Below are 22,465 nucleotides of genomic sequence, written 5' to 3' on the forward strand. Positions count from 1 at the left end.
CGCCGTGCAACCGGCGCTCGTTAACAGCCCTGGTCTGCACGCCAATCCCGTAGCAGAGTCAGATGCAAGGCAAAAACTCGCATACCGCCCTCTCAGTTGTCGTCCGGTGTCCGCATGACCTGGGGCTTCTGAGTGTTGTCCAGGTTTCTTGTCGGGGGTTCGTCCGGGCGAGCTATCGGATTCTTCAGGAAGTTGATGTCGCCGAGGGCGTCCGTGGTTCAGACGCGCCAGCCACCGGTGGGCTGTGAAGGGTTCGCGTAGCGAGTCTTGGGACCAAGGCGGACATTCGGTACGCGGGCTGTCTCGTTCGCTGCGCAGGTAGTAACTGCGAGCTGAGTGCGGTTTCAGCCAAGAGGTGAGGAGGCGAGCCCCCGGCGATGGCGGGTGCGGTGTAGCTCGCAAGTTGATGACAAGTCACTTGGAAAACGACATCTCTATTCGGAACCTACAGGTGCCGTTCAGACGACTCGGCGGGCCGCGAGAATCTGCGACTTCCAGGACGCGAGCGTCGCGATACGCACCACGTCACCGGTGTGCGGGGCGTTGACGATCAGGCCCTGGCCGATGAACATTCCGACGTGCTCGGGGACTTCGGCCGTTCCCTCGGTGAAGACGAGGTCACCCGGCTTGAGGGCATCGGCCGACGTCGCCTTGCCCTCCTTGACCTGCGTGTACGTGGTGCGCGTCAGGGTGACTCCGGCGGCCTTGTACGCCTGCTGCATGAGAGAGGAGCAGTCGCACCGGCCCATGGGGCCGGGCCCATGGGAGTCGGTGCAGCTCCCGCCCCACTGGTACGGCGTCTTGAGCTGGCCGAGGGCCCAGCGAATCGCCGTCTGGACCTTCGCCGGGGCATCCGCTGGGATCTTGTACTCCGCCGGCACCGCGCGCGGCGGGATTGTTCCGAAGTCGGTTCCGTCCCCGCCGGCCGTACAACCGCCCGCGATATCGGATGGAGCGGTCTCGGTGTCAGCAGAGCCAGACGGAGACGGGCTCGGCGACCCGCCGCCGGACTTCGACAGCAGGGGCGCGATGGCCTTCTGCAGGGCGGTGGCCAGCGGCTCCCACTTGGCATACGCCTCCGGGAACCCCGACCGCTGTACGGCCTGAGCAGCCTGGGTGACGGACAGGGACTCCCAGCCCGAGACCTTCTGCAGCCCCTCGTAGAACTTGGTCGAGGAGTGCACCGGATCGAGGATCTCGTTCGCCGTGCCCCATCCCTGCGACGGCCGCTGCTGGAACAGTCCCAGCGAATCACGGTCGCCGTAGGTCAGGTTCCGCAGGCCACTTTCCTGCAGCGCGGTAGCCAGGGCCACGACTTGCCCACGGGCCGGAATGTTCATCGCGACGCCGGTGGCCTGGATCGTCTTGGCGTTGGGGACCTGGTCGGCAGGGTCATCAAGCCCCGCGACGGAGACCGCGCCCTTGTCGCCACCGTCCAGGATGGCCTTCACCTGTGAAGCAACGGCAGCGGTATCCACAGACTGTGCACCGCCGGTCGAGCAGGAGGCCGAAGCCGAACCCGCACCGATGGCGAGGATGGGAACGGCCAGCAGCAGCGGGCCGGATGCGAAGAGACCGACGACGGCTCCGGTGGTCTTCTTCATCGCCGCTGCCGTTCACCGGTTCGGCGGTGGCCGACGGACAGCGGTGTTGGGTCGGGGCGTGGGGGTGTCAGGGCATGCTGCATCGCAGCGGCTCCTCGTGGTTCGTAGGAGGCGCGGTGCCGACTTCTCGTGCAAAGCCGTCGGCACCGCGCCGATGTGAATCCGCCTCTCAGGGCGAGCCCGGTGCAGGGAGTTCGTAGCTCCCGGACACCGGTTTTGGGCCATGCGCGGCAGCCAGCCGCGCTCGTAATCTCAGGCGGTACACCGGATCTCCTCACGGCTGTTCGGACGGGGCGCGAATGTTCCTATCGCGCCGGTCATTTGGACGAGACAGCACGGATAAACACAGCTCAGCAGGGGTGGAGCGCTGCTCTGCCCCGGTGATATGGCGAGATAGTAAACCGGGAATCCGGCCGCACCAAACGACCTCGGCAGCGGCCTCGGCCAGCGACACGGGTCGTTAGGTGCGGCCGGAATTCGCCGTTAACGTCCGGCCCAACCCTGCGCGACGTGACCGCTGTTGAGTGACGTCCGGAACGGGTCCAGTCCCGCCGTGCCCTGAAAGAGGCCCCGCACATGAGCTACACGCTGCACCGAGGCGATGCCCTCACCGTGCTGAAGACCCTGCCGGACGAGAGCGTCAACGCCGTGATTACCGACCCGCCGTACAACTCGGGCGGACGTACCAGCTCGGACCGCACTGGTCGTACTGCACGAGCCAAGTACGTCACCAGCAACTCGGCACACGACCTGCAGAACTTCCCCGGAGAGAACCGCGACCAGAGGAGCTATCGGAGCTGGCTGACGGCGCTGCTTACCGAGGCGTACCGGGCTTCCACCGAGCACTCGGTCGCCATCGTCTTCTCCGACTGGCGCCAGGAGCCGACTACCTCCGACGCCCTGCAGATGGCGGGCTGGACCTGGAGCGGCACGATCCCGTGGATCAAGCCCGCCAGCCGGCCCCGCAAGGGAGGATTCAAGCAGTCGGCCGAGTTCATCGCCTGGGGCGTCAAGGGAAGCCTGGCGAAGGACCGGGACCTTTACCTGCCCGGCCATTTCATCGCCTCGCAGCCGCGCAAGGATCGGGTGCACATCACACAGAAGCCGGTCGAGATCATGCAGCAGCTCGTGCAGATCTGCCCCGAGGGCGGGACCGTCCTCGACCCCTTCACCGGCAGCGGTTCCACTGGGATTGCGGCCCTCCGCGAGGGACGCCGGTTCGTAGGGGTCGAGCTGTCCTCGCACTACGCCGACGTGGCGGAGCAGCGGCTCCGTGCGGAGCTGAGGCAGGACGACTTCGTCCTGGCGGGACCGGAGGAGTGATCATGAGAGCGGAGAGCCCGGGGCCCGGGGACCACAGACGCCAAAGGGCGGCTGGCGCATCGAGTAACCGATGCACCAGCCGCCCTTCTGCCTGCGTCAGGCCGCCTCGAACGCTCGCCTGATTAGAGGGGCCGCCTTCTCCAGGTCGGCCGCCGAGGCGAGGCGGACCTCCAGGTCTCCGGTCCCGAGGTGCCCGATGCCGCGCATGTCGCGGGTGAAGCCTTGCTCCAGGGCGACCGTGTCCGGGTCGAGTCTGAGGTAGACGAGGATCGCCGCGTGCTTCGGACGGAAGATCACGGAGGCGACATTCACCAGCAGCCGGTAGGCGATGTAGTGCCTGAGCAGCGCCACCTCGACCTCGCCCCACGCCGTGAGTGCGTCGTCCAACTCCGAGTACAGGTCCCGCAAGCACGCCGGGACGAGACCCGCGCCCGACGGTGTGGAAGGCACCGGGACTGACGGCACGCTGACGGCCGCCGTGTCCCGCTCCCGGTTTCGCCGAGACGAAGCGGCATTCGCCGAGCCGGGCGAGGAGTCCACGAGCAACAGGCTCAGCAGATCACCATCGAAGACGCGGTAGCGCACCAGGTCGATCCGCTCGGGGAGCCGCTGGACGGCCACACGGTCGTGGTAGGAGAAGCCGGCCGCGATGCAGACCATCCGCGGTCGACGCCAGTCGACCGACTCGGCGGCCTCCGCGCCCAGCACTCCCCGCACGAGCGCCTCGAACTCGTGGTGCGCCGACTCCAGCCAGGAGAGGTAGGAGACGGCCTGCGACAGCACCCCGCTGTCGTAGCCCTTCTTGAACTCGATCACTACCGGGGTGCCGTTCTCGTCTAGCCCGAGCGTGTCGATCCGGCCCCGGTGCCACGGACCGGTCGGGTACTCCGTCGCCAAGAACCGGATGCCGAGCATCGCGTCCAGGCCGGCCTCCACCCGCCGCTGCAGTTCGACCTCCAGCGCCACCGTCGAACCGGGCAGCTCGACGTCCCGCCCGCCTGCCTCTCGCCGGAACAACATCAGCTCGGCCATCACCGTCCCCCTCCCGTGATCGGTACAGGAGAAGCAAGCGAAACGGGCGGATGGAAATTCCAGACGGGGAGGAGCCGCCTGTCAATCCCCTGGTTTCGTAGAGTCCTCTTCCTATGCGGCCTGGCAACTCTGGCCGCTCTGGTTGCGTGCTTCGGTGATGATCCGTTCGAACTCTTCCGGCGGGAGTCCGTCGGCCGCGCTGTGCCTTCGTCTTGGGTTGTAGAACCCGGTGATCCAGGTGGCGATCTTCAGTCGGGCCTCGGTCCGGGTGGCGAACCAGTGGCGGTGGATGTACTCGACCTTGGTCAGCGAGTTGAACGATTCCGCGGCGGCGTTGTCCAAGGCCGATCCCACCCGCCCCATGGACTGCACCACGCCCAGGCGGTCACACAGGGTGTTGTACGCCTCTGATGTGTACTCACTTCCCCTGTCGCTGTGGAAGATCGTCCCGTCGACCTGGCCGCCCCGTGTCGCCGCCGCCATCTTCAACGACGCTCCGACCAGGACCGCGTCATGATGCTCGCCCATGGCGTAGCCGAGGCAGCGGCGTGAGAACGCGTCGATGACCGTGGCCAGGAAAATCTTGCCTTCGCCGGTCTCGATCTCCGTCATGTCGCCGTACCAGAGCAGGTCCGGAGCGACCGCGTCGAACCGGCGATGCACCAGGTCAGGCGCGGCCTTCCGCTTGCCCTGCCGGGTCAGCGACCGGCGCCTCTTCGGCGGCTTGCGGCCCTGCAGGCCGAGCTCGGCCATGACCTCCGCGACCGTGTTCACCGACACCTGCCAGCCCTCCGCCCACAGATCCTGCGTGATCCTCGGCGAGCCGTAAGTGCGACCGGACTCACCGAAGAAATGCAGGATCCGCTCCTCCAGCCGAGCCCGCCTGACCTCGCGTTTCGTCGGCTCGTCCGGACGCCGGCGCCACTTGTAGAACCACGCCTCGCTCACTCCGACCACCCGGCAGGACAACCGGTGCGGGACGCCGTGCTCGACCCTCTGGTTACCGATGAAGACGACCACCGCCTCCGGAGCGTTCTCGGTCACTTCACCCAGAGGGCCATGCATCGCTTGAAGACATCACGCTCCATCTCCAGCTCCCGGATCCCCTTGTTCTTCTCGCCCATCTCCCGCCGCAACCGCTCCAGCTCGGCCCGCTCGGCCTCCCGCACCCGCCCGCCGCCACCGGCAGCAGCAGCCGGTTGTACGGGCCGGTCCGAGGACGTCGTCCCGTTACGGCGCCACCGCGACACCCAGCTGTGGAGCGTGCCCGGGTTGAAGCCGAGCTCCTCGGCCACGTCCCCGACCTGCTTCCCGGTCTCGACCACGATGCGCACGGCGCCCTCACGGAACTCGGCATCGTACGGCGGCTTCTTCTTCGACCCCATGAAACCCAACTTCCCCTGCAATCACGGACTCCACGCTACGAGGGGATAGTCAGTGACGATCCGCGAGGTCAAGGCGGTGCCGGACCAAGCCGGTCGATTCCAATTCGTCAAGGACGAGGACGAGCTTGCACTTGTCGACCGAGACAGCTTGGGCGAGGACGAGCTTGCTCCTCGTGAGCGCGTCGACGATCGCCATCAGGACCTGTAGCCCCGCAGGGACAAGGCGTGCTCACGCATGGCCGAGGTCTCTGCGGCGGCGAGGCCCTGCTTGAGCCGGGCGAACAGCCCGTGCAGATAGCTGCCTGTGCACTTGAGCCGGACCACGACTGGCGGCATGCGACAGCGGGTATCTGCTGGCATGTCCCTTACCACTCCCGCCGACAACCAAGCGTCGGGCAGCCGGGACGCACGGCCGGCACGGCCACGGCACGTTCCTCTGGCGGGGCCAGTGCCCGCTTAGTCGACCGTTCCCGCTATTCGACGTGTTCAAAGGCACGTTGAAACACACGTCACGGCTCATGTAGCGTGTGAGAAATGCTAGATGGCGCGTGTCACTCACACCATTCGGCCGAAATGACCAACAACCGCATCGAGCCCGACGAGCGCTTCCGCCGAGTCTCCCCGGTTCGTTCGCTTGACCTGGGTGAGCACCGCCTGACCTATCTCCCAGATGGCTTCGTGCAGCTAATCCCACGCGCCTGGTTCCCGAAGACCACCGCCGAGACCTGGAAGCGACATTCCGGCCATCTCGACGATGCGGGCTACCTTGTGGCGTCCGTCGGCGGACTGCTCGTTGAGTACCGAGACCGGGCCTTGCTGATCGACACCGGCTACGGGGAGCGCCAGACTGCTCCGGCTGACAGTTACCCCTTCCTCGGTGCTGAGGAAGGGGGTCTGTTCCCCGCCAATCTCGCTGCGCACGGCGTGACTCCCGACGCAATTGACACCGTCGCCTTCACTCACCTGCACGAGGACCACGTGGGCTGGGCCTTCAGCTCGGCGCGCAACCTGCCACAGCCTTTCTTTGCGAACGCACGCCTCGTCACATCCGCCATCGAATGGGCGGGTTGGCGCGAGGGCGGCTCGCCTGCGGCCGCTCGGGTACTTCAGGATCGGACCGTCGACGCCGCGGATGGCCAGGAGGTGTTCCCAGGCGTCACCGCTTGGATCACTCCGGGCCATACAGCCGGTCACACCTCGTATACCATCACTTCTGGGGGCCGCCGACTGGTAGTCATCGGCGACGCCATGCACAGTGCCGTCCAGGTCGAGCACCCGGAATGGCAGGTGCTCGTCGACTCCCGCCAGGACATGGCCGTAAAGACTCGGCTGCGGATTATCGATGAGCTGGCCAGGCCGGACACCTTGGGATTCAGCGGCCACTTCGCTGACGTCCTCTTCGGACAGGTTTCCACGGAGGGTTGCCGGCATCGCTGGGAGCCCCTCACACTGGGCGATGGCGCTTCCAGCTCCTGACATTATCTCTGGTTAATCTCGCGCAGCGCCGCGCAAAGTCCGTAGCAGACCTGGATGTGATCCGGTCGATCACGTTTACGGGTCGGGGACTCAACGACGCGACCCCGCTCTGACGCTCTGACGAGCATGCCTCTTCGGCCAGGCGGAGGCATGCCTGATGAACGTTCATGCCCTGATCGGTCATCACCGCCGCAGGTCACAGCGACCCAGTGGTAACCAGAGGTTCAAAAATCACTTAACTAGTGGACACATGCACGCATATAATTGAGCGCGCGACGATCGAGATGCGGAGGGCGGAACGCCCTGTAACCCGCTGGACCGGAGCTCGTAGGTACAAAAGGGGGACAAGTCAGGCCATGAAAATACCAATATGCAGTGTTTGCTCACCAGAGATCACAAACGGAATTATCGCCACATACTCCGACGCACTTCGGGCGTCGGGAAACATGCTGACCCTCGACGAGACCGTCTGGTCGGAGTGCGAACAGCAGGCACGGAACATTGTGGCGGACTGTCAGCGTGCCATCCACGAGGCCTGCACGGAGCTCCCGGCAAGCCAACTGGACGCGGAGTTCGCGTCGATGGAGCTGGGGGCGCGGCGCGCGCTCGCTCACATCCCTGCGGCTGATTCGCTCCGGGCGGCCCGCATCTTGAAAAACGTGGTGCTCGATGCGGTGCCGGGAATGCTCGCCGGTATGCCCGCCGAGCTTGCACTTCCTCGCATGTACGCCGCAGTCAAGGCCTTACACCACGCCATCGACACCAGGGTAGAAGCAGCGGTGATCGGGTATGACGCCTTCCTGATGCGTGGGGTCAACAGGATCACAACCGCTCAGGGCAGCCGCCTGGCTCGCGATATCCACGATCGGATCGGCAGCAGCCTCAGTCTGGCGCTGCGATACCTGGAACTCCATGAGCTGGAACAGGGACGACCGGAGCACGCCCCGGACCGAGTGGCCTCCGCCCGGAGCTCCCTCTTCGACACCTTCGGATTCGTCCGGGACCTCGTCAGCGGGCTGCGGGCGCCCCAGATGACCGCCAGTCTTCATGCCCAGCTTGAGGACTACACGGCGGTATGCTGCCCTGCCGGAACCGAGGTGGACATTCAGGTGCGTGGAGATATAAAGCGGCTGACGTCGTTCCACCGTGACGAGGTCTTCCTGGTGGCCCGGGAATGCCTGCGCAACGCCTTCACCCATGCCAACGCCTCGGCCGTCCGTGTACTCGTCACCGTTGCCACTCACGTCCTGGATGTCCGCATTACTGACAACGGCAAGGGCATCTGTGGCTCGAAAGCGGGCCTGCCCCAGGGCAACGGTCTGACAGCGATGCGCGAGCGGATCGATGCGCTGGGTGGCACGCTGGCGATCACAAGCCCAGGCGGCCGGGGCACATCCGTGCGGTTTCGCATCCCTCTCAGTACCGCCGGGTATGCGGCCAGGGTCGGCGTGTGAGCGACGCACCCATAAGGATTCTCGCCGCCGACGATCACACCCTGCTTCGTTCCGCCCTGTGCACCATGCTCGCCAAGGAATCCGACCTGGCGATCGTAGGTCAGGCAGTTGATGGGCCCAGCACCGTGCGCTTGGCCAGTGACATCCAGCCCGACGTTATCTTGCTCGACCTGGAGATGCCGGGCCCAGGCCCGTTGGCCACCCTTCGGCAGATACGGGCCCTAGCACCCGGAGCCCGCGTCGTCGTGCTGACCATGCACGACGACAACGATTTGATCCAATCCCTACTGGCTGAGGGTGCGTTTGGCTACCTCCACAAGTCGGCCAGCCGCGAAATGCTCCTCTCCGCCATTCACAGCACGGTCGCGGGGGGCACCACGGTGTTTACCTCTCAGCGTCCTGCCACCAGAGCTGATGTACGCGTCAGCCCGGAACCTCCAATTTCCCTCACCTCGCGAGAACGCGAAGTGCTCGAATGTGTTGCCGAGGCCTTGAGTAACCGACAAATCGGCCGACGGCTCGGCATTACGGAAGGCACGGTAAAACGCCACCTGCGCAATATCTTCGCCAAACTGGAGGCGTCCACCCGGCTCGACGCTGTCAACAAGGCGCTGGCCGCCCGCGTGATCGGCAGGTAATTGGCAGTCCCGCATCAGTTCGCCAGCAGGCCGAGCGCAAGGCCCGCGTTGGCCGAATACTGCGTGATCATGAACGCGTGATACGGAGCACGAACCCTGCTCGGGGAAGGCCGTAGGCACCGTAGCGCCACCCACCCGGCACCCAGTGCCAGCGGCACAGCCCCCGTGAGCACCACTGAGTCGCCCAGTAGCGCAAGACCGAGCCCGGCTGCTCCCAAGACTGGGGCAGAGACAGCCACGAAGAGTCTGGCGGCCCGCTCACCGCGTACCACGGCGAAAGTACGACGGCCGGCCGCCTCGTCGCCGTGGGTGTCGCTGAGGTCTTTGGTGACGGCGCCGACGAACCCCATCCACAGTGCCAGCACGGCGCAGAAGAGGAGAGGCACGGTCGCCGCGCCGCCTCCGGCCGCAGCGACACCCGCCAGGTAGGTGACGAACCCCGTACACATCACCACGGCGGCGCTGGCTGTCGTCCAGCGCTTGGCGGCCACCGGCGGCACCGAGTAGACGCAACCCAGCAGCAGGATGAGACCGACGAGCCAGATCCCGACGGGGACGAAAGAGGCAGTCAGGAGTGCAATGACGGCAAGCACTCCCGCCACCTTCATAGCCGCCCGGGCCGACAGCACCCCGCTCGCGATGGGGCGCTGCGAGCCGTTGATCCGGTCCTCGGCAACATCCATCACGCCGTTGACCAGATACGAGGCCATCACCGCGCAGAGCAACGACACACTTCCAAGCATCACGTCCCGTGCTGATCCGCTGCGGCTGCTGGCCTCGACGCACAAGACGCCGACCAAGAACCGCAGCAGGAAAACCAGCTGGACCACGGGCCGGGACTCGGCGAGGCAGTGGCAGGCAAGAGAGAAGATGACGCGAGCGCGTGAGCGCCATGAGACTCCGACGCCAGTCATGCGCCGGCGGACACTGCGCGGGGCACTGTTTCGGCGCTCTTCTTTCCAAGTCCCACGGCCGTCAGCCGTGAGGCTCCGGACTTCGCAGCTCATCCAACAGGCCCTACGGTCCAGGTGTCGTTGCCCGTGAGCAGGGAGCTGAGGTCGCCCTTGCCGTTCTGCTCGATGGCGGTGTCCAGCTGGTCGGACATCAGGGTGTCGTAGACCGGCCTGACGACGCTGCGCAGCACCCCGATGGGGGTGTGGTGCAGGGTGTCGGCGTCGGCGAGCCGGGAGAGGGCGAAGGCCGTGGCCGGTGGCGCGGCGTGCGCGTCGTGGACCAGGACCTGCGACTTGTTCTCCTCGGTGACCGCGACCACTTCGAGCTCGCCGGTGACCGAGTCCCGCACGACGCCCTTGGAACCCTCGGCGCCGAAGAGGATCTGCTCGCCGTGCTCCAGCCGTATCACGGCCTCCTGCGCCTGGTCCTTGTCCTTCAGGACCTCGAACGCGCCGTCGTTGAAGATGTTGCAGTTCTGGTAGATCTCCACCAGCGCCGTGCCCGGGTGGTCGGCCGCCGCGCGCAGCACGCTCGTGAGGTGCTTGCGGTCGGAGTCGACGGTGCGCGCGACGAAGGACGCCTCCGCGCCGATCGCCAGCGACACCGGGTTGAAGGGCGCGTCGAGCGAGCCCATCGGCGTCGACTTGGTGATCTTGCCGACCTCGGACGTGGGGCTGTACTGGCCCTTCGTCAGCCCGTAGATCCGGTTGTTGAACAGCAGGATCTTGAGGTTGACGTTGCGCCGCAGCGCGTGGATCAGGTGGTTGCCGCCGATGGACAGCGCGTCGCCGTCACCGGTGACGACCCAGACCGACAGGTCGCGCCGCGAGGTGGCGAGCCCGGTCGCGATGGACGGGGCGCGGCCGTGGATGGAGTGCATCCCGTACGTGTTCATGTAGTACGGGAAGCGGGAGGAGCAGCCGATGCCGGAGACGAAGGTGATGTTCTCCTTCGCCAGGCCCAGCTCGGGCATGAAGCCCTGGACGGCGGCGAGGACCGCGTAGTCACCGCAGCCCGGGCACCAGCGCACTTCCTGGTCGGACTTGAAGTCCTTCATGGACTGCTTCGCCTCGGCCTTGGGCACCAGCTGGATAAGCTCGTTGGTGTCAGGCATCGATGGCCTCCTTGAGAGCTGTGGCGAGCTGCTCGGCCTTGAACGGCATTCCGTTGACCTGGTTGAAACTCTGGGCGTCGACCAGGTACTTCGCCCGGAGCAGCATCGCCAGCTGACCGAGGTTCATCTCCGGGACGACGACCTTGTCGTACCGCTTCAGCACCTCGCCGAGGTTCTTCGGGAAGGGGTTGAGGTGACGTAGGTGGGCCTGGGCGATCGGCGCCCCGGCCGCCCGCAGCCGGCGTACGGCGGCGGTGATCGGGCCGTACGTCGAACCCCAGCCGAGCACCAGGGTCCTGGCGCCCGCGGGGTCGTCGACCTCCAGGTCGGGGACCTCGATGCCGTCGATCTTGGCCTGGCGGGTGCGGACCATGAAGTCGTGGTTGGCCGGGTCGTAGGAGATGTTGCCCGTGCCGTCCTGCTTCTCGATGCCGCCGATGCGGTGTTCGAGACCGGGCATGCCGGGTACGGCCCAGGGGCGGGCCAGGGTCTCCGGGTCGCGCTTGTACGGCCAGAACACCTCGGTGCCGTCGGCGAGTTCGTGGTTGGGCCCGGCGGCGAACTGCACCCGCAGGTCGGGGAGCTGGTCGGTCTCGGGGATGCGCCACGGCTCGGAACCGTTGGCGAGGTAGCCGTCGGAGAGCAGGAAGACCGGGGTGCGGTAGCGCAATGCGATCCGCGCCGCGTCGATCACGGCGTCGAAGCAGTCGGCCGGGGTCATCGGCGCCACGATCGGCACCGGGGCCTCGCCGTTGCGGCCGAACATGGCCTGGAGCAGGTCGGCCTGCTCGGTCTTGGTGGGCAGCCCCGTGGAGGGGCCACCGCGCTGGATGTCGATGATGAGCAGCGGCAGTTCGAGCGAGACCGCGAGCCCGATGGCCTCGGACTTGAGCGCCACACCCGGACCGGACGTGGTCGTCACCGCGAGCGAACCGCCGAACGCGGCGCCGATCGCGGCGCCGATGCCCGCGATCTCGTCCTCGGCCTGGAAGGTTCGCACGCCGAAGTTCTTGTGCTTGCTCAGCTCGTGCAGGATGTCCGAGGCCGGGGTGATCGGGTACGACCCCAGATACAGCGGCAGATCGGCCTGCTTACCTGCGGCGACGAGCCCGTAGGAGAGGGCGAGGTTGCCGGAGATGTTGCGGTACGTGCCCGTGGGGAACGCCTCCGACGCGGGTGCCACCTCGTAGCTCACCGCGAAGTCCTCGGTGGTCTCACCGAAGTTCCACCCGGCCCGGAAGGCTGCCACGTTCGCTTCGGCGATCTGCGGCTTCTTCGCGAACTTCTGCCGCAGGAACTTCTCGGTCCCCTCGGTCGGCCGGTGGTACATCCACGACAGCAGCCCGAGCGCGAACATGTTCTTCGAGCGCTCGGCCTCCTTGCGGGAGAGGCCGTACTCCTTGAGCGCCTCGACGGTCAGCGTGGTGAGCGGCACCGGATGGACGTTGTACGCCTCAAGCGACCCGTCCTCCAGCGGACTCGTCTCGTAACCGACCTTCGCCATCGGCCGCTTGGTGAACTCGTCGGTGTTGACGATGATGTCGGCGCCGCGCGGCACGTCCTCGATGTTCGCCTTGAGGGCGGCCGGGTTCATCGCGACCAGCACGTTCGGCGCGTCACCCGGCGTGAGGATGTCGTGGTCGGCGAAGTGCAGCTGGAAGGAGGAGACGCCCGGCAGAGTGCCTGCGGGGGCCCGGATCTCGGCAGGGAAGTTGGGCAGCGTCGAGAGGTCGTTCCCGAAGGACGCCGTCTCGGAGGTGAACCGGTCACCGGTGAGCTGCATACCGTCGCCGGAGTCGCCCGCGAACCGGATGATCACCCGGTCCAGCCGGCGGACTTCCTTCTCACCCGCGCGGGCGGCTGTCGTGCCCTGTGTCGCTATGCCGGTCACGGCTTTCTCCGTATTTCGCCGAACTGCGAGGCCGCGGGACGAGCCCCATTGGGGGCATTCGGCGAGAGGCACCCCTGCCATTCAGAGGCGCCTCTCATCACGTGTCAGCCGCGCGAGAGACCGTTCCTTGGGAACGGCCTGGGGTCATTTTGAGCTGGCCACAGCGGCATGTCGGCCGCGGAGCATGAAAACGATAACCGCGAGAAGCACCAGGCAAGTCCCGGCAAGTACCCACAGAACGTTGTGAAAGGCACCATCGTAGGCGTTGATCAGGAAGTCGGTGAAGCTTCCGCGCTGCGATTCCGAGACCGCCTCGGCCGGGCCGCTCACATTGCCGCTGGCAGCTGTTCCGGCCACGGTGGCGGGGTCGCCTGCCCCCGGAAAGGCTCCGATTCCTTCGCGGGTGCGGCCCATGATGAGAGTGGCGAGCAGCGATCCGTAGACAGCCACCGCGATGGCCTCACTGCCCAGGCGCAGGGTGTTGAGAAAGCCTGCGGCCATACCAGCCCGCTCGGGTGCCACCAGGCTCAGGGCCTCACCGTCGACCAGGCCCGCAGCAAGGGCATACCCGGCCCCAGTGATAAGCATCGGCAGAGCGACCAGTGCGATGTTGACGTCGGGCGAGAAGAGGGACAGACCCGCGACACCGACCACCAGGCAGATCAGGCTGACGAAGATGATGCTCATCGCAGACACGCCCTTGGCCACGAGCTTCGCAGCGACCAGCGGGAAGACCAGCATGGGGGAGGTGAGCAGCACCATGATCGCGCCGGCCGCGCCGCTGGAGTAGCCGCTGGCGGCAGTGAGGTAGCTGGGCAGGTAAGTCAGCATGGTGACGAACCCGAACGATCCGGCGACCGGCACAAGGCACAGAGCGAGGAAGCGAGGATTGGCCACAACGCTCAGGTCGAGCATCGGGTGCGCGTGACGCTTCTCAACGGCGGCGAAGAGGACCAAGGCGACAATTGTGCCGACGAACAGGCCCAGCACACCCGGGCTCGCCCAGCCCCACTGGGAACCTTGCGCGATGCCAGTGGTAAGCAGCAGCATCGCGACGACGAACAAGGCGGTGCCTGGCACGTCGATGCGTGCGGCCGGGTTCCTTGTCTCCGTGACGCCCTTGCTCATGGCAGGGATGGCGAGCAGCACCAGGCCGAGCACAATGGCGTGGACGGCGAAGACCCAGCGCCATCCCGCACCCGCAATCAGCAGGCCGGACAGGGAGGGGCCGAAGGACACGCCGAGGCCCGCCACGGTCCCGAAGAGGGCGAACGCCCGCCCTCGGGCGGGACCTTCGAAGACAGTGGACAGTAGAGCGGCACCACAGGCGAAGATAGCGGCACCGCCGATGCCGGCCAGTGCGCGGGCGCCGTCAAGCACGTAGACGTTGCTGGCGAAGACGCTGACGAGCGAGGCGACGGCATAGATCGCGGCGCCGACGGTGAAGGCCCGGACACGGCCGATGATGTCGGCGATCGATCCCCAGGCAAGCGTGAAGCAGGCAAAGGCCACATTGAAGGCGTTGACCACCCACTGCAATGGCACCAGGCTGGCGCCCGTGTCGGCGCCGATGTATGGCAGCGCCACACCAGTGCCGGAGATTGAGGTGGGTACGACGAAGATCGCCAGCAGGACAGCACCCAGGATCAGCGTCTTCCGCTGAGGCGCTCCTTGTGCCAACTCCGCGGATCCGGCCTCTTCCCCGGAGGGGGCGGACTCGGTTTGTGTCATTGGAAGAAGCTCCCGTTCCAGCGGTATCCGACCCATTTAGGTTCGGAATTTGTCGAACCTAAGGTTTGCATGAAGTGGAGGTACGATGCAAGTGAAACCTTCAATCCCAAGAGCTCATCGACCGAAGGAGCCGAAGCGATGCCCGACGCAGAAGGTCACCCGGACCGGAGCGAGATGGATCTCTTGACGATTTTGAACGCCCTGTCGGATCCACTGCGTTACCAGGTGATCCGGACATTCGCCTCGCTTCCCAAAGGCACCGAGCGCACCTGCCTTTCCTTCGGGTTCCCGGTGTCCAAGTCGACGCTCAGCCACCACTTCAAGACACTGCGCGAGTCTGGCCTGGTGCAGCAGGTCGATCGCGGCAACAGTCGTAAGGCGCATTTGCGCAGGGAGGACCTGGAGGCTCGGTTCCCGGGTCTACTCGAGCTGGTCGTACAGAACCCGGTCGCTCCCGCTCGTACCGAGCGGGAGGCAAGCTCGACAGTGACCGCCACATCACCATCGCGGTCACGATGAGACCGTCCCTCGCCAGCCACCGGCCATTGAGCCGGAACGACTGAACTTCCCGGCCGCTACGCCTGGGCACTAGGACATGCGCACGGAAAGTACGCGCCGACGGATCGACCATGATCAGAGCGTCGCCGAAACCCAGCGCCCCAACCACGGGGAAACAGGTCTTGTAGACGCACTCCTTCGCACTGAAAAGAAGCCGGTCCCAGTTCACCTCCGGCCTCTGGGCTCGCAGCCTCGCCACCCACGTTCGCTCCGCCGTGAGCGATATCCGCGGCAGCATGCCCTGGTGACGTAGTGGCTTGTCGGGTTCGGCATCAACACCGATCGACAAGACCTCGTGGCAGCGGGCAACCGCCGCGGCGTAGTAGCCGACGGTGTGGGTCATGCTGCCGGTCAGCCCCGTCGGCCAAACAGGCTCCCCCGCCGGGCCGCGAGGGATGGCAGCCGGAGCAACCTCCAGCCGCCGCATGCCCTGCCGGGCACAGTCACGAATCGCTGCGAACTTCATGCGCCGGGCGTCAGTCATCCCAGCCGCCGTCGCCTCCTCCTCGAGAAAGAGGGCGATGCTGTCCGGGACGTGGAAGGCGTCGACGGCGACGACCGGGACTGGCAACAGGTCTTCGATCATGCGCGCGACGCGTTTCTCGCGGCGGCAGTCACACGACTCCCTTGAGGATCTGGTCCTGCAACCGCTGCACCTCGCTGGACGGTTCGACGCCCAGCTCGCGTTTGAGCAGCGTCCGCAGCGACCGATAGGCCACGAGTGCCTCGGCACGCCGGCCCGACTGGTTTAGTGCATTGATCAGTTGTGTGTGCATCCACTCGTTGAACGGCTGCGCGGCAACCAAAGCCCGCAGTTCGTCCACGATCTCCCGGTGCCTGCCGCGCCGTATGTCCGCCTCCAGGCGGCTCTCCAAAACTTGATCCCGCAACCCCGAAAGGGCGGCGGCCAGCGGCTCGAGCACCGGTCCCTGCTGTACGTCGGCGAGCACCGGGCCGCGCCACAGTGCCAGCGCCTGGTGAAACGTGTCGGCCGCATCCTCCATCTGCCTCGCCCGGAGCTGGCCGCGGCCCCGCAGGTGGAGCAGCCGAAACACGTCAGCGTCGACGCATTGCTCCGGGGCCTCAAGCAGATATCCGTTCGGACGGCTGTCGATGTACGGCCGGGACGCGTCGTCGGCCGGCAGGGCAGCAAGCCACTTTCGCAGGTGGTACACGTGCGTACGGACCGTGGTGACCGCGCTGCCGGGCGGTTCTCCCGCCCACAGCTCATCAATGAGGGCATCGAGACAGACGACCTCATTTATACGGAGGGCCAACAGCGCCAGCACTTTTCTCAGTTTCGGGCCTCGCAGTATGAAAACCTGCTCAGCCAGTCGTACTTCGAGCGCGCCCAGAACTCCGAAATTCATCGTGCCAGCCATGAGCTGCCCTCCCCCCGATCCCCTGATCCTGGATCTCGTTTCCCCCGATCGCGCGATCACCCTTAGCCTGAAGTTATCGAGCTGCGGTTCGCTGCTCAATGTGACTGCTTCGCAGGAAGCACAGGGATGCGTCCAAAGAAACATGTCGCCGGTTGGCGGGGCGTGGACAGGTAGGGAGGTACGGATGCCCCGCGCCTCCGGGACCTCGTTGGTGGGCCCCAGAGACGTCGTTCGGGTCGCTACCAGCGCACCGGCAAGGTGGTAGGCCGACGCAGCAGTGAACCTTCGTCCCAGGGAAGCAAGGCCGGGTTGGCATCGAGGGTCAGGCCCGGGAACTCGCGTGCGAGACGAGTGAGGATCTCGGTGATCTCCAATCGCGCCAGGGCAGCACCCAGGCAGTGGTGCATGCCGTAGCCGAACTGAAGGTGCCGCTTCCCCTTACGGTCCGGGTCGAACACCAGCGGCCGCTCGAACACGGAGGGGTCACGATTCGCCTCGAAAGCGTCTGCGTAGACTATGTCGCCCTCGTGGATGGTTCCCTCACTGGTCGCCACCTCTCGGTGTGCCACTCGGGGGAACGTGGACATGCTCCCCAACGGGATGAGCCGGATCAGTTCCTCGACCAGCTGGGGCACGCTGTCCGGGTCTGCGACAGCTCGCTGCCAGAGGGACGGTGCGCTGAGCAGCACGTGGGCTGACTTGGCCAGGACCGACAGCACGTTCTGGTCGACCGCCACCATGGCCGCGAAGATTAGACCGACCAGTTCCTTGTCCTCGAGTGGCGGGGTGGTTTGGCCGCGGGTGGCAATGAACTGTTCGATCAGCCCGCCGGCCACCACGGGACGGTCTCCGGTCACCAGGTCGGTAACATAGTTGTAGGCCTTGAAGAACTCCTCCATCAGGCGAGGGACGTCGTCGTGGAGTGCCATCTGAATCGTCCGAGAGTGCGGGCGGAAGTAGGCCGCATCCTCCTCCACGATACCGAGGAACCGGCACGTCACCTCGATCGGCACCGGATCGAGCACAGCGGCGTACAGGTCTGGCCGCTCCTGAGCGCGCAGGGCGTCGAACCGCCGCGTGATGATCTCGTCGAGGTACGGTTGCAGCTTGGCGATCGCGTTGGCGCTGTAGTCCGCCGTGACAAATCGGCGCATCCGCGAGTGGTCCGGGCCGTCCAGGTTGATCAGCATCTCGGGCGGCAAGGTCGTCGGGAAGAATGTCGGCCCTCCCTCGACGTTGGTCTCGGCCCGGCCGAAGGTCGAGTCGGTAAGCACCTTGTGTACGTCGGCGTAGCGGGTCAGGTGCACCACGGTGTGCCCGCTGGGCAGCGCAACCTGAGGCAGGCCACCCGACGAGCGCTCCTCCACAGAAGTGTAGGGCGGCGCGGGTTCGAGGCCGGGGATGTCCGCGACGGTGACTTCTGTTTCCAGTGAGATAGTCATGCTCATATCTCCTTCAGGGGGTCCGAATGGGGCCGGGTCACAGGAGATCGGACAAGCCTGGCAGGCCGGTCATGGTGCGCAGGTCAGCCACCGTCTGCTCGTCGTCGCGGAACAGCACCGTCTGCCATCCGTGGACGCGGGCCGCCACGAGGTTTTCTTCGACATCGTCGATCAGCAGACATCCGACCGGGTCGACGCTAGCCGTCTTAGCGGCAATCTCGAAGATCTCCGGGTCGGGCTTGCGATAGCCCACTGCGGAGGAGTCGATGAGGCAGTCCACCTCACCGACAGGGGCGATGATCGCCTTCCAGTACGGCCCCCACTCGATGACGTTGTTCGACAGGATGCCCGTGCGGAAGCCGTTCTCCTGGAGGTAGCGATACACCCGCACCATCACGGGGTTGGCCTCGACACCGTCGAACCATTGCGATCCGAATACCTCCAGCCGGGCCCGCGAGATATCGATCCCGGGGTTCTGCGCGGCCAGCACCCGGGCCAGTCGGCGGCCCCACTCAGGCTCGGTGATCGCGGCGATCTCGACCGGGGCCATGGTGGGCATGCCCATTTCGTCCGCCACGCCCTTGATCGCGGCCTTCAACTGCGCGGGTGTGATACCGGTCTTGACCTCGTACGCTTCGTAGATGCGCTCCAGGGGCGGAGACAGAACGCCGCCGAAGTCGAACCAGATCATGGAGGGCTGAGTCATCTGTGTGCCTTTCATGCGGAAAACTGGGTGATGTGGCGCCTGACCGGCCAGGCGGTGCTCGGGAATGTCAGCCGAGCGTGAGGGAGACGGACGCCACGGCCTCTTCGCCCTGCATCGCTCGCATCAGGCAGGAACCTGCTTCGCCGCCAGGGTCGGGTCCGGCCGACAACAGCACCGTCTGGTCCAGCTCGGCGAACCGGTCGAAAGAACCGTCCAGCCGCAGCACTCGGGCCGGGCCCTCGATCCCCCTCGCCATGAGGAGCCCGCACTGGCGGGCTGCTTCGCTGAAAACCATGGCGGGTACGTGATCGTAGGGGTGGTCGTACATGCTTCGGTTGCGGAAGGTTCGAGGACTCAGGACAGCTGTCAGCGCCCCGTCGGACTGACGGACGTCGTCGAGTACAGCATTCACCGGGTCCAGGCGGCCAACCTCGTGCGGGATGACGGGGTCGCCCAGCGGCTCTCCCGCCAGCCCGAAGGCGTTGGGCACCTCGCCCCCGCGCTGCATATACCGCAAGGAGTGGTACTGGTCGGTGGGCGTCGACCGGACGTCCATGGTCAGACGGCCCAACGGCACACCGTCAAGAACCAGCTCCATCGCGAACTCCAGCCGTCGCAGGCGACCGCCGCGCTCATGCCTTCCGGTGACTTCGCCCGCGATGGCTAGCTCTCCCGGCCGGGCGTCACAGCGCAGCGCGTTCGGTTGGGTGACCTCCAGGGACCACGCGGTCACCATGAAGGTGGTGGCGGACGGAACACCCTGGTGGAGATGTGCCGCGCAGGTGACGGACTGCCGACAGGCCTCCAGCACCAGCAGCACATCGTGGTGCTCCAACCGGCCCGGATGATCGCGGAAATAGGCGTGGGACAAAGGAAGCTGTGCCGCTGCCTCGAACCGCCGACTGTCCAGGGCCCGCGATCCGGTCAGGAAGACCTCCGAGAGCGACCAGCGGTGTACCAGACTTCGCGGCACGGTCTGCTCGTACGCCAGCGGGATTTGCTCCACGGCCTCCCCGCCCTGAGGGATGAGCAAAGACGAACTTTCCATGTTTGTTTCTCCAGTCGGTGCGGGGTGGTACCCGGGTGGTGGGGCAGCTCAGTGAGCGGTGGGCCGGGCAACGACCAGCGCCCCGACGGACCCGTCAGGGCCCACGGTGGTGACCAGGGCGGCGCGTTCGTTGTCCGGGGTGGTAACCCCGTCCTGCCAGCGGGCTAGCACGGCCGCCAGCTGCAGCGCTACCCCCGCCGCGTACGTTTCACCGAACACATCGTCGATCCGCACCAGGCGGGACTGCGGTACGGAACCGATGGCCGAACGCAGAGCACGCCTCTCGATGCCCCCCCAGCCGCGTCGGGCGCCGGCACCGGGTGCGACGGCCACTGGTTCCGTGGCAGGCAGCCCACTCCGCATTAGCGCGGAACGCACACAGTCGGCGAGACGCCGGGCCACGCCGAGCGGTCCCTGGGTGGCTGGATCCGCAAAGCCGATTTCGCAGGCCAGCAGTTTGCCAAGACGACGGTCGCCCCCATCGTCCGTGGAACCATGCAGGTCTTCCCGCTGCAGCACGAAGACCGCGCAGCCCTCACCCAGCGCGGACCCCGGGCGCAGCGCGCCACTTCGGTGCCAGGCCCAGGCGCTGGGCTCGGAAGCCTCTTCGACACCACCCACGAGGAGCCGGTCTGCATGGCCGTTCACCAGCGCGTTGCGGGCATAGCGCAGGGCGTGCAGGGAAGCGAGTGAGCCGCCGGAAACGGTCGCGTTCATCCCGGTGACGCCAAGCCGGATCGCGGTCCTCCCTGCCGCCGAGTTCATCAACGTGCCTGGGAAGGCAGACGGGTTGACAAGGTATGGACGCTCCTGCACGAACGAGTCACGGAAGAATGCCTCCTGCGCGCCGGCGCTGCCGACGTTGACACCGAGCACGATCCCGGTTCGCTCGGAGGCCGGCCCCGTGGCCGATGGGCCGACGGCACTCAGGCACGCCGCCATGGCCAGTTGATCGGTGCGCGACATCCGGCTCAGCCCCTTACGGCCGAGAACGGCCATGGGGTCGAAGTCCGCCACTGTGCGTACGGGCAGCCGAGGCCAGGACTCGTCGGGTGGCTGCTGGGCCACCGCCCGTCCGGCACCTGCCAGTGCGGCGGCGATCGGGGGGAGCCCTTGGCCCGCGGGGCTGAACACGCCGTGGCCGACGATGTCCAGCGCTACGACCGTGCGCCTCAAGGTTTCATCTATGGAGGGCAGTTCGAGGTTCGCTGATCCGAGGACTGCGAGGGTGGTCATGCGTCAGCCTTCCCGAAGAGCACGACGGAGTTGTTGCCGCCGAAGGCGAAGCCGTGGTTCTGCACAACCCGGGGACTCGCCGCCCGGGCGGTACCCGGGACGCAGTCCACCTCACCGAATTCCGGATCCACAGTGCGCAGCGTCGCGCTCGGCGGCAGGAACCCCTCGTACAGGGCCGCGCAGGACACCAGGGCCCCGAAGGCTGCAGCCGCACCCATGGTGTGCCCGAGCATCGACTTGATGGAGCTGATAGGCGGCAAAGTGTCACCGAACACTTCCCGTACGGCCGTGACTTCTGTGATGTCATTGGCCCTCGTACCGGTGCCGTGCGCACAGATGTAGTCGACATCGACGGGGCGGATCCCGGCGCGCTCGTGCGCGGTCCGCACGCACGCGGCGATCGTCCCGGCATTGGGGTTGGTCATGTGCTTGGCGTCACACGTCATGCCGTGACCGAGCACCTCGGCGTAAATGCGGGCACCGCGCTGCAACGCCGCGTCAAGTGGCTCCAAAACCAGTGCTGCACCGCCCTCCGCCGTGACGATGCCGTCACGGTGCTCGTCGAACGGGCGCGGCACGTCCTCGGCAAGGGCCCCCAGGGCGTGGAAACCGGCATGGGTCGCACGGTTGGAGGCGTCGGCGCCACCGCAGACGGCGAGATCGGCCTCACCGGAGCGGATCAAGTCGTACGCGTATCCGACCGCATAGTTGCCGGCCGCACAGGCGGTTCCGAAGGTCATCGCTTCGCCAGTGAGGCCCAGTTCCGCCGAGACCGCACTAGCGATGTTGCCAGGAGAAACCCTGCCGATCAGCTCTGACTCAAGGCTGTCCGGTCCTTGGGTGACCCACTGAGCGACGGCCTGCTCGACCACCTGGGACTCACCGTTGGTTGTGCCGAAGCAACTGACACCCCGGCCGACGGCCAGAGCTTCCGAGTTGAGGCCGGCGTCCTGAGCGGCCATCCGCGCAGAGGCGGCGGCGAGCTGGCTACTGCGACCCCACCGCTCCGGGGCCGTGCGGAGAAGGTAGTCCGTCGGCTCGAACCCGTGGACCTCGCCGGCGAGCCGGTGCTCGAAGCCGACGGAGTCGAACTGCTGGATCGGGCCGATCCCGGACCGGCCGTGGCGGATCGCTTCGATCACCTCGGCGGCGCCGTACCCCAGGCTGCTCACGGCCCCGAGTCCCGTGACGACGACCCGCTGCGCGCCCTGACTACGCACCAACGACCTCCGGGACATAATGCTTCGCCACGAGCTCGTACGCCTCCAGAAGCGTGTCCAGCTCGGAAAGGTCGTCCTTCGGAACCCTGATCTTCAGGTCGCGCTCGAAGCGGGAGATGATCTCGATCACCAGCAGCGAATCGCTGTCGAAGTCATTCACGAAGCTGCTTTCCTCGGTGAGCGCCGCGGAGTCCACCTCGAGCACCTCGGCGACAATTTCCCGAACTTCTACTCGCAGGTTCTCTGGAAGCTGATTGCTGCTCATTTTCTA

General features: G+C 66.3%; 22 protein-coding genes and 1 pseudogene. 6 read left to right on the forward strand and 17 right to left on the reverse strand.

Going from position 1 to position 22,465, the window contains the following annotated elements:
* Positions 1–458 precede the first annotated feature (458 nt).
* Positions 459–1,604 carry a C40 family peptidase gene (locus ACIQM0_RS33055; protein ID WP_401293887.1) on the reverse strand — a complete coding sequence of 382 codons (1,146 nt, stop codon included), beginning with the start codon at positions 1,602–1,604 and terminating at the stop codon, positions 459–461.
* A 576-nt stretch (positions 1,605–2,180) separates the two neighbouring features.
* Between ACIQM0_RS33055 and ACIQM0_RS33060 the strand changes: the two genes are divergently transcribed.
* Positions 2,181–2,927: a DNA-methyltransferase gene (locus ACIQM0_RS33060; protein ID WP_401293890.1), complete on the forward strand. Its 747-nt coding sequence runs from the start codon at positions 2,181–2,183 to the stop codon at positions 2,925–2,927.
* A gap of 96 nt (positions 2,928–3,023) precedes the next feature.
* Here the strand turns inward: ACIQM0_RS33060 and ACIQM0_RS33065 are convergent, their stop codons facing one another.
* From ACIQM0_RS33065 to ACIQM0_RS33075, 3 genes are all read right to left on the reverse strand, one after another.
* Positions 3,024–3,959, reverse strand: coding sequence for a hypothetical protein (locus tag ACIQM0_RS33065; protein WP_401293891.1), 936 nt, complete (start codon positions 3,957–3,959; stop codon positions 3,024–3,026).
* Between the two features lie 111 nt (positions 3,960–4,070).
* A complete protein-coding gene (locus ACIQM0_RS33070; RefSeq protein ID WP_401293893.1) occupies positions 4,071–5,003 on the reverse strand; it encodes an IS3 family transposase in 933 nt (310 codons plus the stop codon).
* The gene (locus ACIQM0_RS33075; RefSeq protein ID WP_401293895.1) at positions 5,000–5,344 is read right to left on the reverse strand and encodes a transposase; all 345 of its coding nucleotides are present in this window, start codon (positions 5,342–5,344) and stop codon (positions 5,000–5,002) included. The genes ACIQM0_RS33070 and ACIQM0_RS33075 overlap by 4 nt, the downstream gene beginning before the upstream one ends.
* A gap of 52 nt (positions 5,345–5,396) precedes the next feature.
* On the opposite strand from ACIQM0_RS33075, the gene ACIQM0_RS33080 reads away from it, so the two are divergent.
* Positions 5,397–5,552: a hypothetical protein gene (locus ACIQM0_RS33080; protein WP_401293898.1), complete on the forward strand. Its 156-nt coding sequence runs from the start codon at positions 5,397–5,399 to the stop codon at positions 5,550–5,552.
* Here the strand turns inward: ACIQM0_RS33080 and ACIQM0_RS33085 are convergent.
* Positions 5,540–5,680 carry a hypothetical protein gene (locus tag ACIQM0_RS33085; protein WP_401293901.1) on the reverse strand — a complete coding sequence of 47 codons (141 nt, stop codon included), beginning with the start codon at positions 5,678–5,680 and terminating at the stop codon, positions 5,540–5,542. The two genes, ACIQM0_RS33080 and ACIQM0_RS33085, sit on opposite strands and share 13 nt — an antisense overlap.
* Before the next feature lie 237 nt (positions 5,681–5,917).
* Between ACIQM0_RS33085 and ACIQM0_RS33090 the strand changes: the two genes are divergently transcribed.
* The 3 genes from ACIQM0_RS33090 (at position 5,918) to ACIQM0_RS33100 (ending at position 8,912) form a co-directional block, all read left to right on the forward strand.
* A complete protein-coding gene (locus tag ACIQM0_RS33090) occupies positions 5,918–6,820 on the forward strand; it encodes an MBL fold metallo-hydrolase (RefSeq protein ID WP_401293903.1) in 903 nt (300 codons plus the stop codon).
* A 446-nt stretch (positions 6,821–7,266) separates the two neighbouring features.
* Entirely contained in the window at positions 7,267–8,274 is a 1,008-nt protein-coding gene (locus tag ACIQM0_RS33095; protein ID WP_401293906.1) for a sensor histidine kinase, read from the forward strand.
* Positions 8,271–8,912: a response regulator gene (locus ACIQM0_RS33100; protein ID WP_401293909.1), complete on the forward strand. Its 642-nt coding sequence runs from the start codon at positions 8,271–8,273 to the stop codon at positions 8,910–8,912. Before ACIQM0_RS33095 ends, ACIQM0_RS33100 begins: the two co-directional genes overlap by 4 nt.
* 14 nt (positions 8,913–8,926) lie before the next feature.
* On the opposite strand, the gene ACIQM0_RS33105 is transcribed toward ACIQM0_RS33100, so the two are convergent.
* The 4 genes from ACIQM0_RS33105 to ACIQM0_RS33120 all read right to left on the reverse strand — a co-directional run bounded on the left by ACIQM0_RS33105 (position 8,927) and on the right by ACIQM0_RS33120 (position 14,602).
* The gene (locus ACIQM0_RS33105; protein WP_401293912.1) at positions 8,927–9,742 is read right to left on the reverse strand and encodes a UbiA family prenyltransferase; all 816 of its coding nucleotides are present in this window, start codon (positions 9,740–9,742) and stop codon (positions 8,927–8,929) included.
* Positions 9,743–9,915: 173 nt separating this feature from the next.
* A complete protein-coding gene (locus ACIQM0_RS33110) occupies positions 9,916–10,980 on the reverse strand; it encodes a 2-oxoacid:ferredoxin oxidoreductase subunit beta (RefSeq protein ID WP_401293915.1) in 1,065 nt (354 codons plus the stop codon).
* Positions 10,973–12,952, reverse strand: a complete 1,980-nt coding sequence (locus ACIQM0_RS33115; RefSeq protein ID WP_401293918.1) for a 2-oxoacid:acceptor oxidoreductase subunit alpha — start codon at positions 12,950–12,952, stop codon at positions 10,973–10,975. The genes ACIQM0_RS33110 and ACIQM0_RS33115 overlap by 8 nt, the downstream gene beginning before the upstream one ends.
* Before the next feature lie 63 nt (positions 12,953–13,015).
* Entirely contained in the window at positions 13,016–14,602 is a 1,587-nt protein-coding gene (locus ACIQM0_RS33120) for an MFS transporter (RefSeq protein ID WP_401293920.1), read from the reverse strand.
* A gap of 138 nt (positions 14,603–14,740) precedes the next feature.
* Between ACIQM0_RS33120 and ACIQM0_RS33125 the strand changes: the two genes are divergently transcribed.
* A complete protein-coding gene (locus ACIQM0_RS33125) occupies positions 14,741–15,121 on the forward strand; it encodes an ArsR/SmtB family transcription factor (protein WP_401293923.1) in 381 nt (126 codons plus the stop codon).
* A gap of 106 nt (positions 15,122–15,227) precedes the next feature.
* Here the strand turns inward: ACIQM0_RS33125 and ACIQM0_RS33130 are convergent.
* The 8 genes and pseudogenes from ACIQM0_RS33130 to ACIQM0_RS33165 form a co-directional block, all read right to left on the reverse strand.
* Positions 15,228–15,746 (reverse strand): annotated as a pseudogene (locus ACIQM0_RS33130) (4'-phosphopantetheinyl transferase); the annotation flags it as partial.
* Positions 15,747–15,774: 28 nt separating this feature from the next.
* On the reverse strand, positions 15,775–16,542 hold the full coding sequence (locus ACIQM0_RS33135) for a BTAD domain-containing putative transcriptional regulator (RefSeq protein WP_401293925.1): 768 nt from the start codon (positions 16,540–16,542) through the stop codon (positions 15,775–15,777).
* Positions 16,543–16,781: 239 nt separating this feature from the next.
* Entirely contained in the window at positions 16,782–17,984 is a 1,203-nt protein-coding gene (locus tag ACIQM0_RS33140; RefSeq protein WP_401293928.1) for a cytochrome P450, read from the reverse strand.
* A 37-nt stretch (positions 17,985–18,021) separates the two neighbouring features.
* Positions 18,022–18,675, reverse strand: a complete 654-nt coding sequence (locus ACIQM0_RS33145; RefSeq protein ID WP_401293930.1) for an HAD family hydrolase — start codon at positions 18,673–18,675, stop codon at positions 18,022–18,024.
* 82 nt (positions 18,676–18,757) lie between these two features.
* Complete coding sequence (locus tag ACIQM0_RS33150) at positions 18,758–19,696, reverse strand: AfsA-related hotdog domain-containing protein (protein WP_401293931.1); 939 nt, start codon at positions 19,694–19,696, stop codon at positions 18,758–18,760.
* Positions 19,697–19,786: 90 nt separating this feature from the next.
* Complete coding sequence (locus ACIQM0_RS33155) at positions 19,787–20,974, reverse strand: beta-ketoacyl synthase N-terminal-like domain-containing protein (protein ID WP_401293933.1); 1,188 nt, start codon at positions 20,972–20,974, stop codon at positions 19,787–19,789.
* Complete coding sequence (locus ACIQM0_RS33160) at positions 20,971–22,194, reverse strand: beta-ketoacyl-[acyl-carrier-protein] synthase family protein (RefSeq protein ID WP_401293935.1); 1,224 nt, start codon at positions 22,192–22,194, stop codon at positions 20,971–20,973. Before ACIQM0_RS33160 ends, ACIQM0_RS33155 begins: the two co-directional genes overlap by 4 nt.
* Positions 22,187–22,459: an acyl carrier protein gene (locus tag ACIQM0_RS33165; protein WP_401293937.1), complete on the reverse strand. Its 273-nt coding sequence runs from the start codon at positions 22,457–22,459 to the stop codon at positions 22,187–22,189. The genes ACIQM0_RS33160 and ACIQM0_RS33165 overlap by 8 nt, the downstream gene beginning before the upstream one ends.
* Between the last annotated feature and the right edge of the window lie 6 nt (positions 22,460–22,465).

It is taken from the genome of Streptomyces sp. NPDC091387, assembly GCF_044756945.1.
Classification (GTDB): Bacteria; Actinomycetota; Actinomycetes; order Streptomycetales; family Streptomycetaceae; genus Streptomyces.

Excerpts from the sequence above, each read along its gene's own strand:
- ACIQM0_RS33145 (WP_401293930.1), bottom strand. The coding sequence starts at position 18,675 with ATGATCTGGTTCGACTTCGGCGGCGTTCTGTCTCCGCCCCTGGAGCGC.
- ACIQM0_RS33090 (WP_401293903.1), top strand. The coding sequence starts at position 5,918 with ATGACCAACAACCGCATCGAGCCCGACGAGCGCTTCCGCCGAGTCTCC.
- ACIQM0_RS33140 (WP_401293928.1), bottom strand. The coding sequence starts at position 17,984 with ATGACTATCTCACTGGAAACAGAAGTCACCGTCGCGGACATCCCCGGC.
- ACIQM0_RS33115 (WP_401293918.1), bottom strand. The coding sequence starts at position 12,952 with ATGGCAGGGGTGCCTCTCGCCGAATGCCCCCAATGGGGCTCGTCCCGC.
- ACIQM0_RS33095 (WP_401293906.1), top strand. The coding sequence starts at position 7,267 with ATGCTGACCCTCGACGAGACCGTCTGGTCGGAGTGCGAACAGCAGGCA.
- ACIQM0_RS33135 (WP_401293925.1), bottom strand. The coding sequence starts at position 16,542 with ATGGCTGGCACGATGAATTTCGGAGTTCTGGGCGCGCTCGAAGTACGA.
- ACIQM0_RS33125 (WP_401293923.1), top strand. The coding sequence starts at position 14,741 with ATGCCCGACGCAGAAGGTCACCCGGACCGGAGCGAGATGGATCTCTTG.
- ACIQM0_RS33065 (WP_401293891.1), bottom strand. The coding sequence starts at position 3,959 with ATGGCCGAGCTGATGTTGTTCCGGCGAGAGGCAGGCGGGCGGGACGTC.
- ACIQM0_RS33055 (WP_401293887.1), bottom strand. The coding sequence starts at position 1,604 with ATGAAGAAGACCACCGGAGCCGTCGTCGGTCTCTTCGCATCCGGCCCG.
- ACIQM0_RS33120 (WP_401293920.1), bottom strand. The coding sequence starts at position 14,602 with ATGACACAAACCGAGTCCGCCCCCTCCGGGGAAGAGGCCGGATCCGCG.
- ACIQM0_RS33165 (WP_401293937.1), bottom strand. The coding sequence starts at position 22,459 with ATGAGCAGCAATCAGCTTCCAGAGAACCTGCGAGTAGAAGTTCGGGAA.
- ACIQM0_RS33110 (WP_401293915.1), bottom strand. The coding sequence starts at position 10,980 with ATGCCTGACACCAACGAGCTTATCCAGCTGGTGCCCAAGGCCGAGGCG.
- ACIQM0_RS33155 (WP_401293933.1), bottom strand. The coding sequence starts at position 20,974 with ATGACCACCCTCGCAGTCCTCGGATCAGCGAACCTCGAACTGCCCTCC.
- ACIQM0_RS33085 (WP_401293901.1), bottom strand. The coding sequence starts at position 5,680 with ATGCCGCCAGTCGTGGTCCGGCTCAAGTGCACAGGCAGCTATCTGCAC.
- ACIQM0_RS33060 (WP_401293890.1), top strand. The coding sequence starts at position 2,181 with ATGAGCTACACGCTGCACCGAGGCGATGCCCTCACCGTGCTGAAGACC.
- ACIQM0_RS33075 (WP_401293895.1), bottom strand. The coding sequence starts at position 5,344 with ATGGGGTCGAAGAAGAAGCCGCCGTACGATGCCGAGTTCCGTGAGGGC.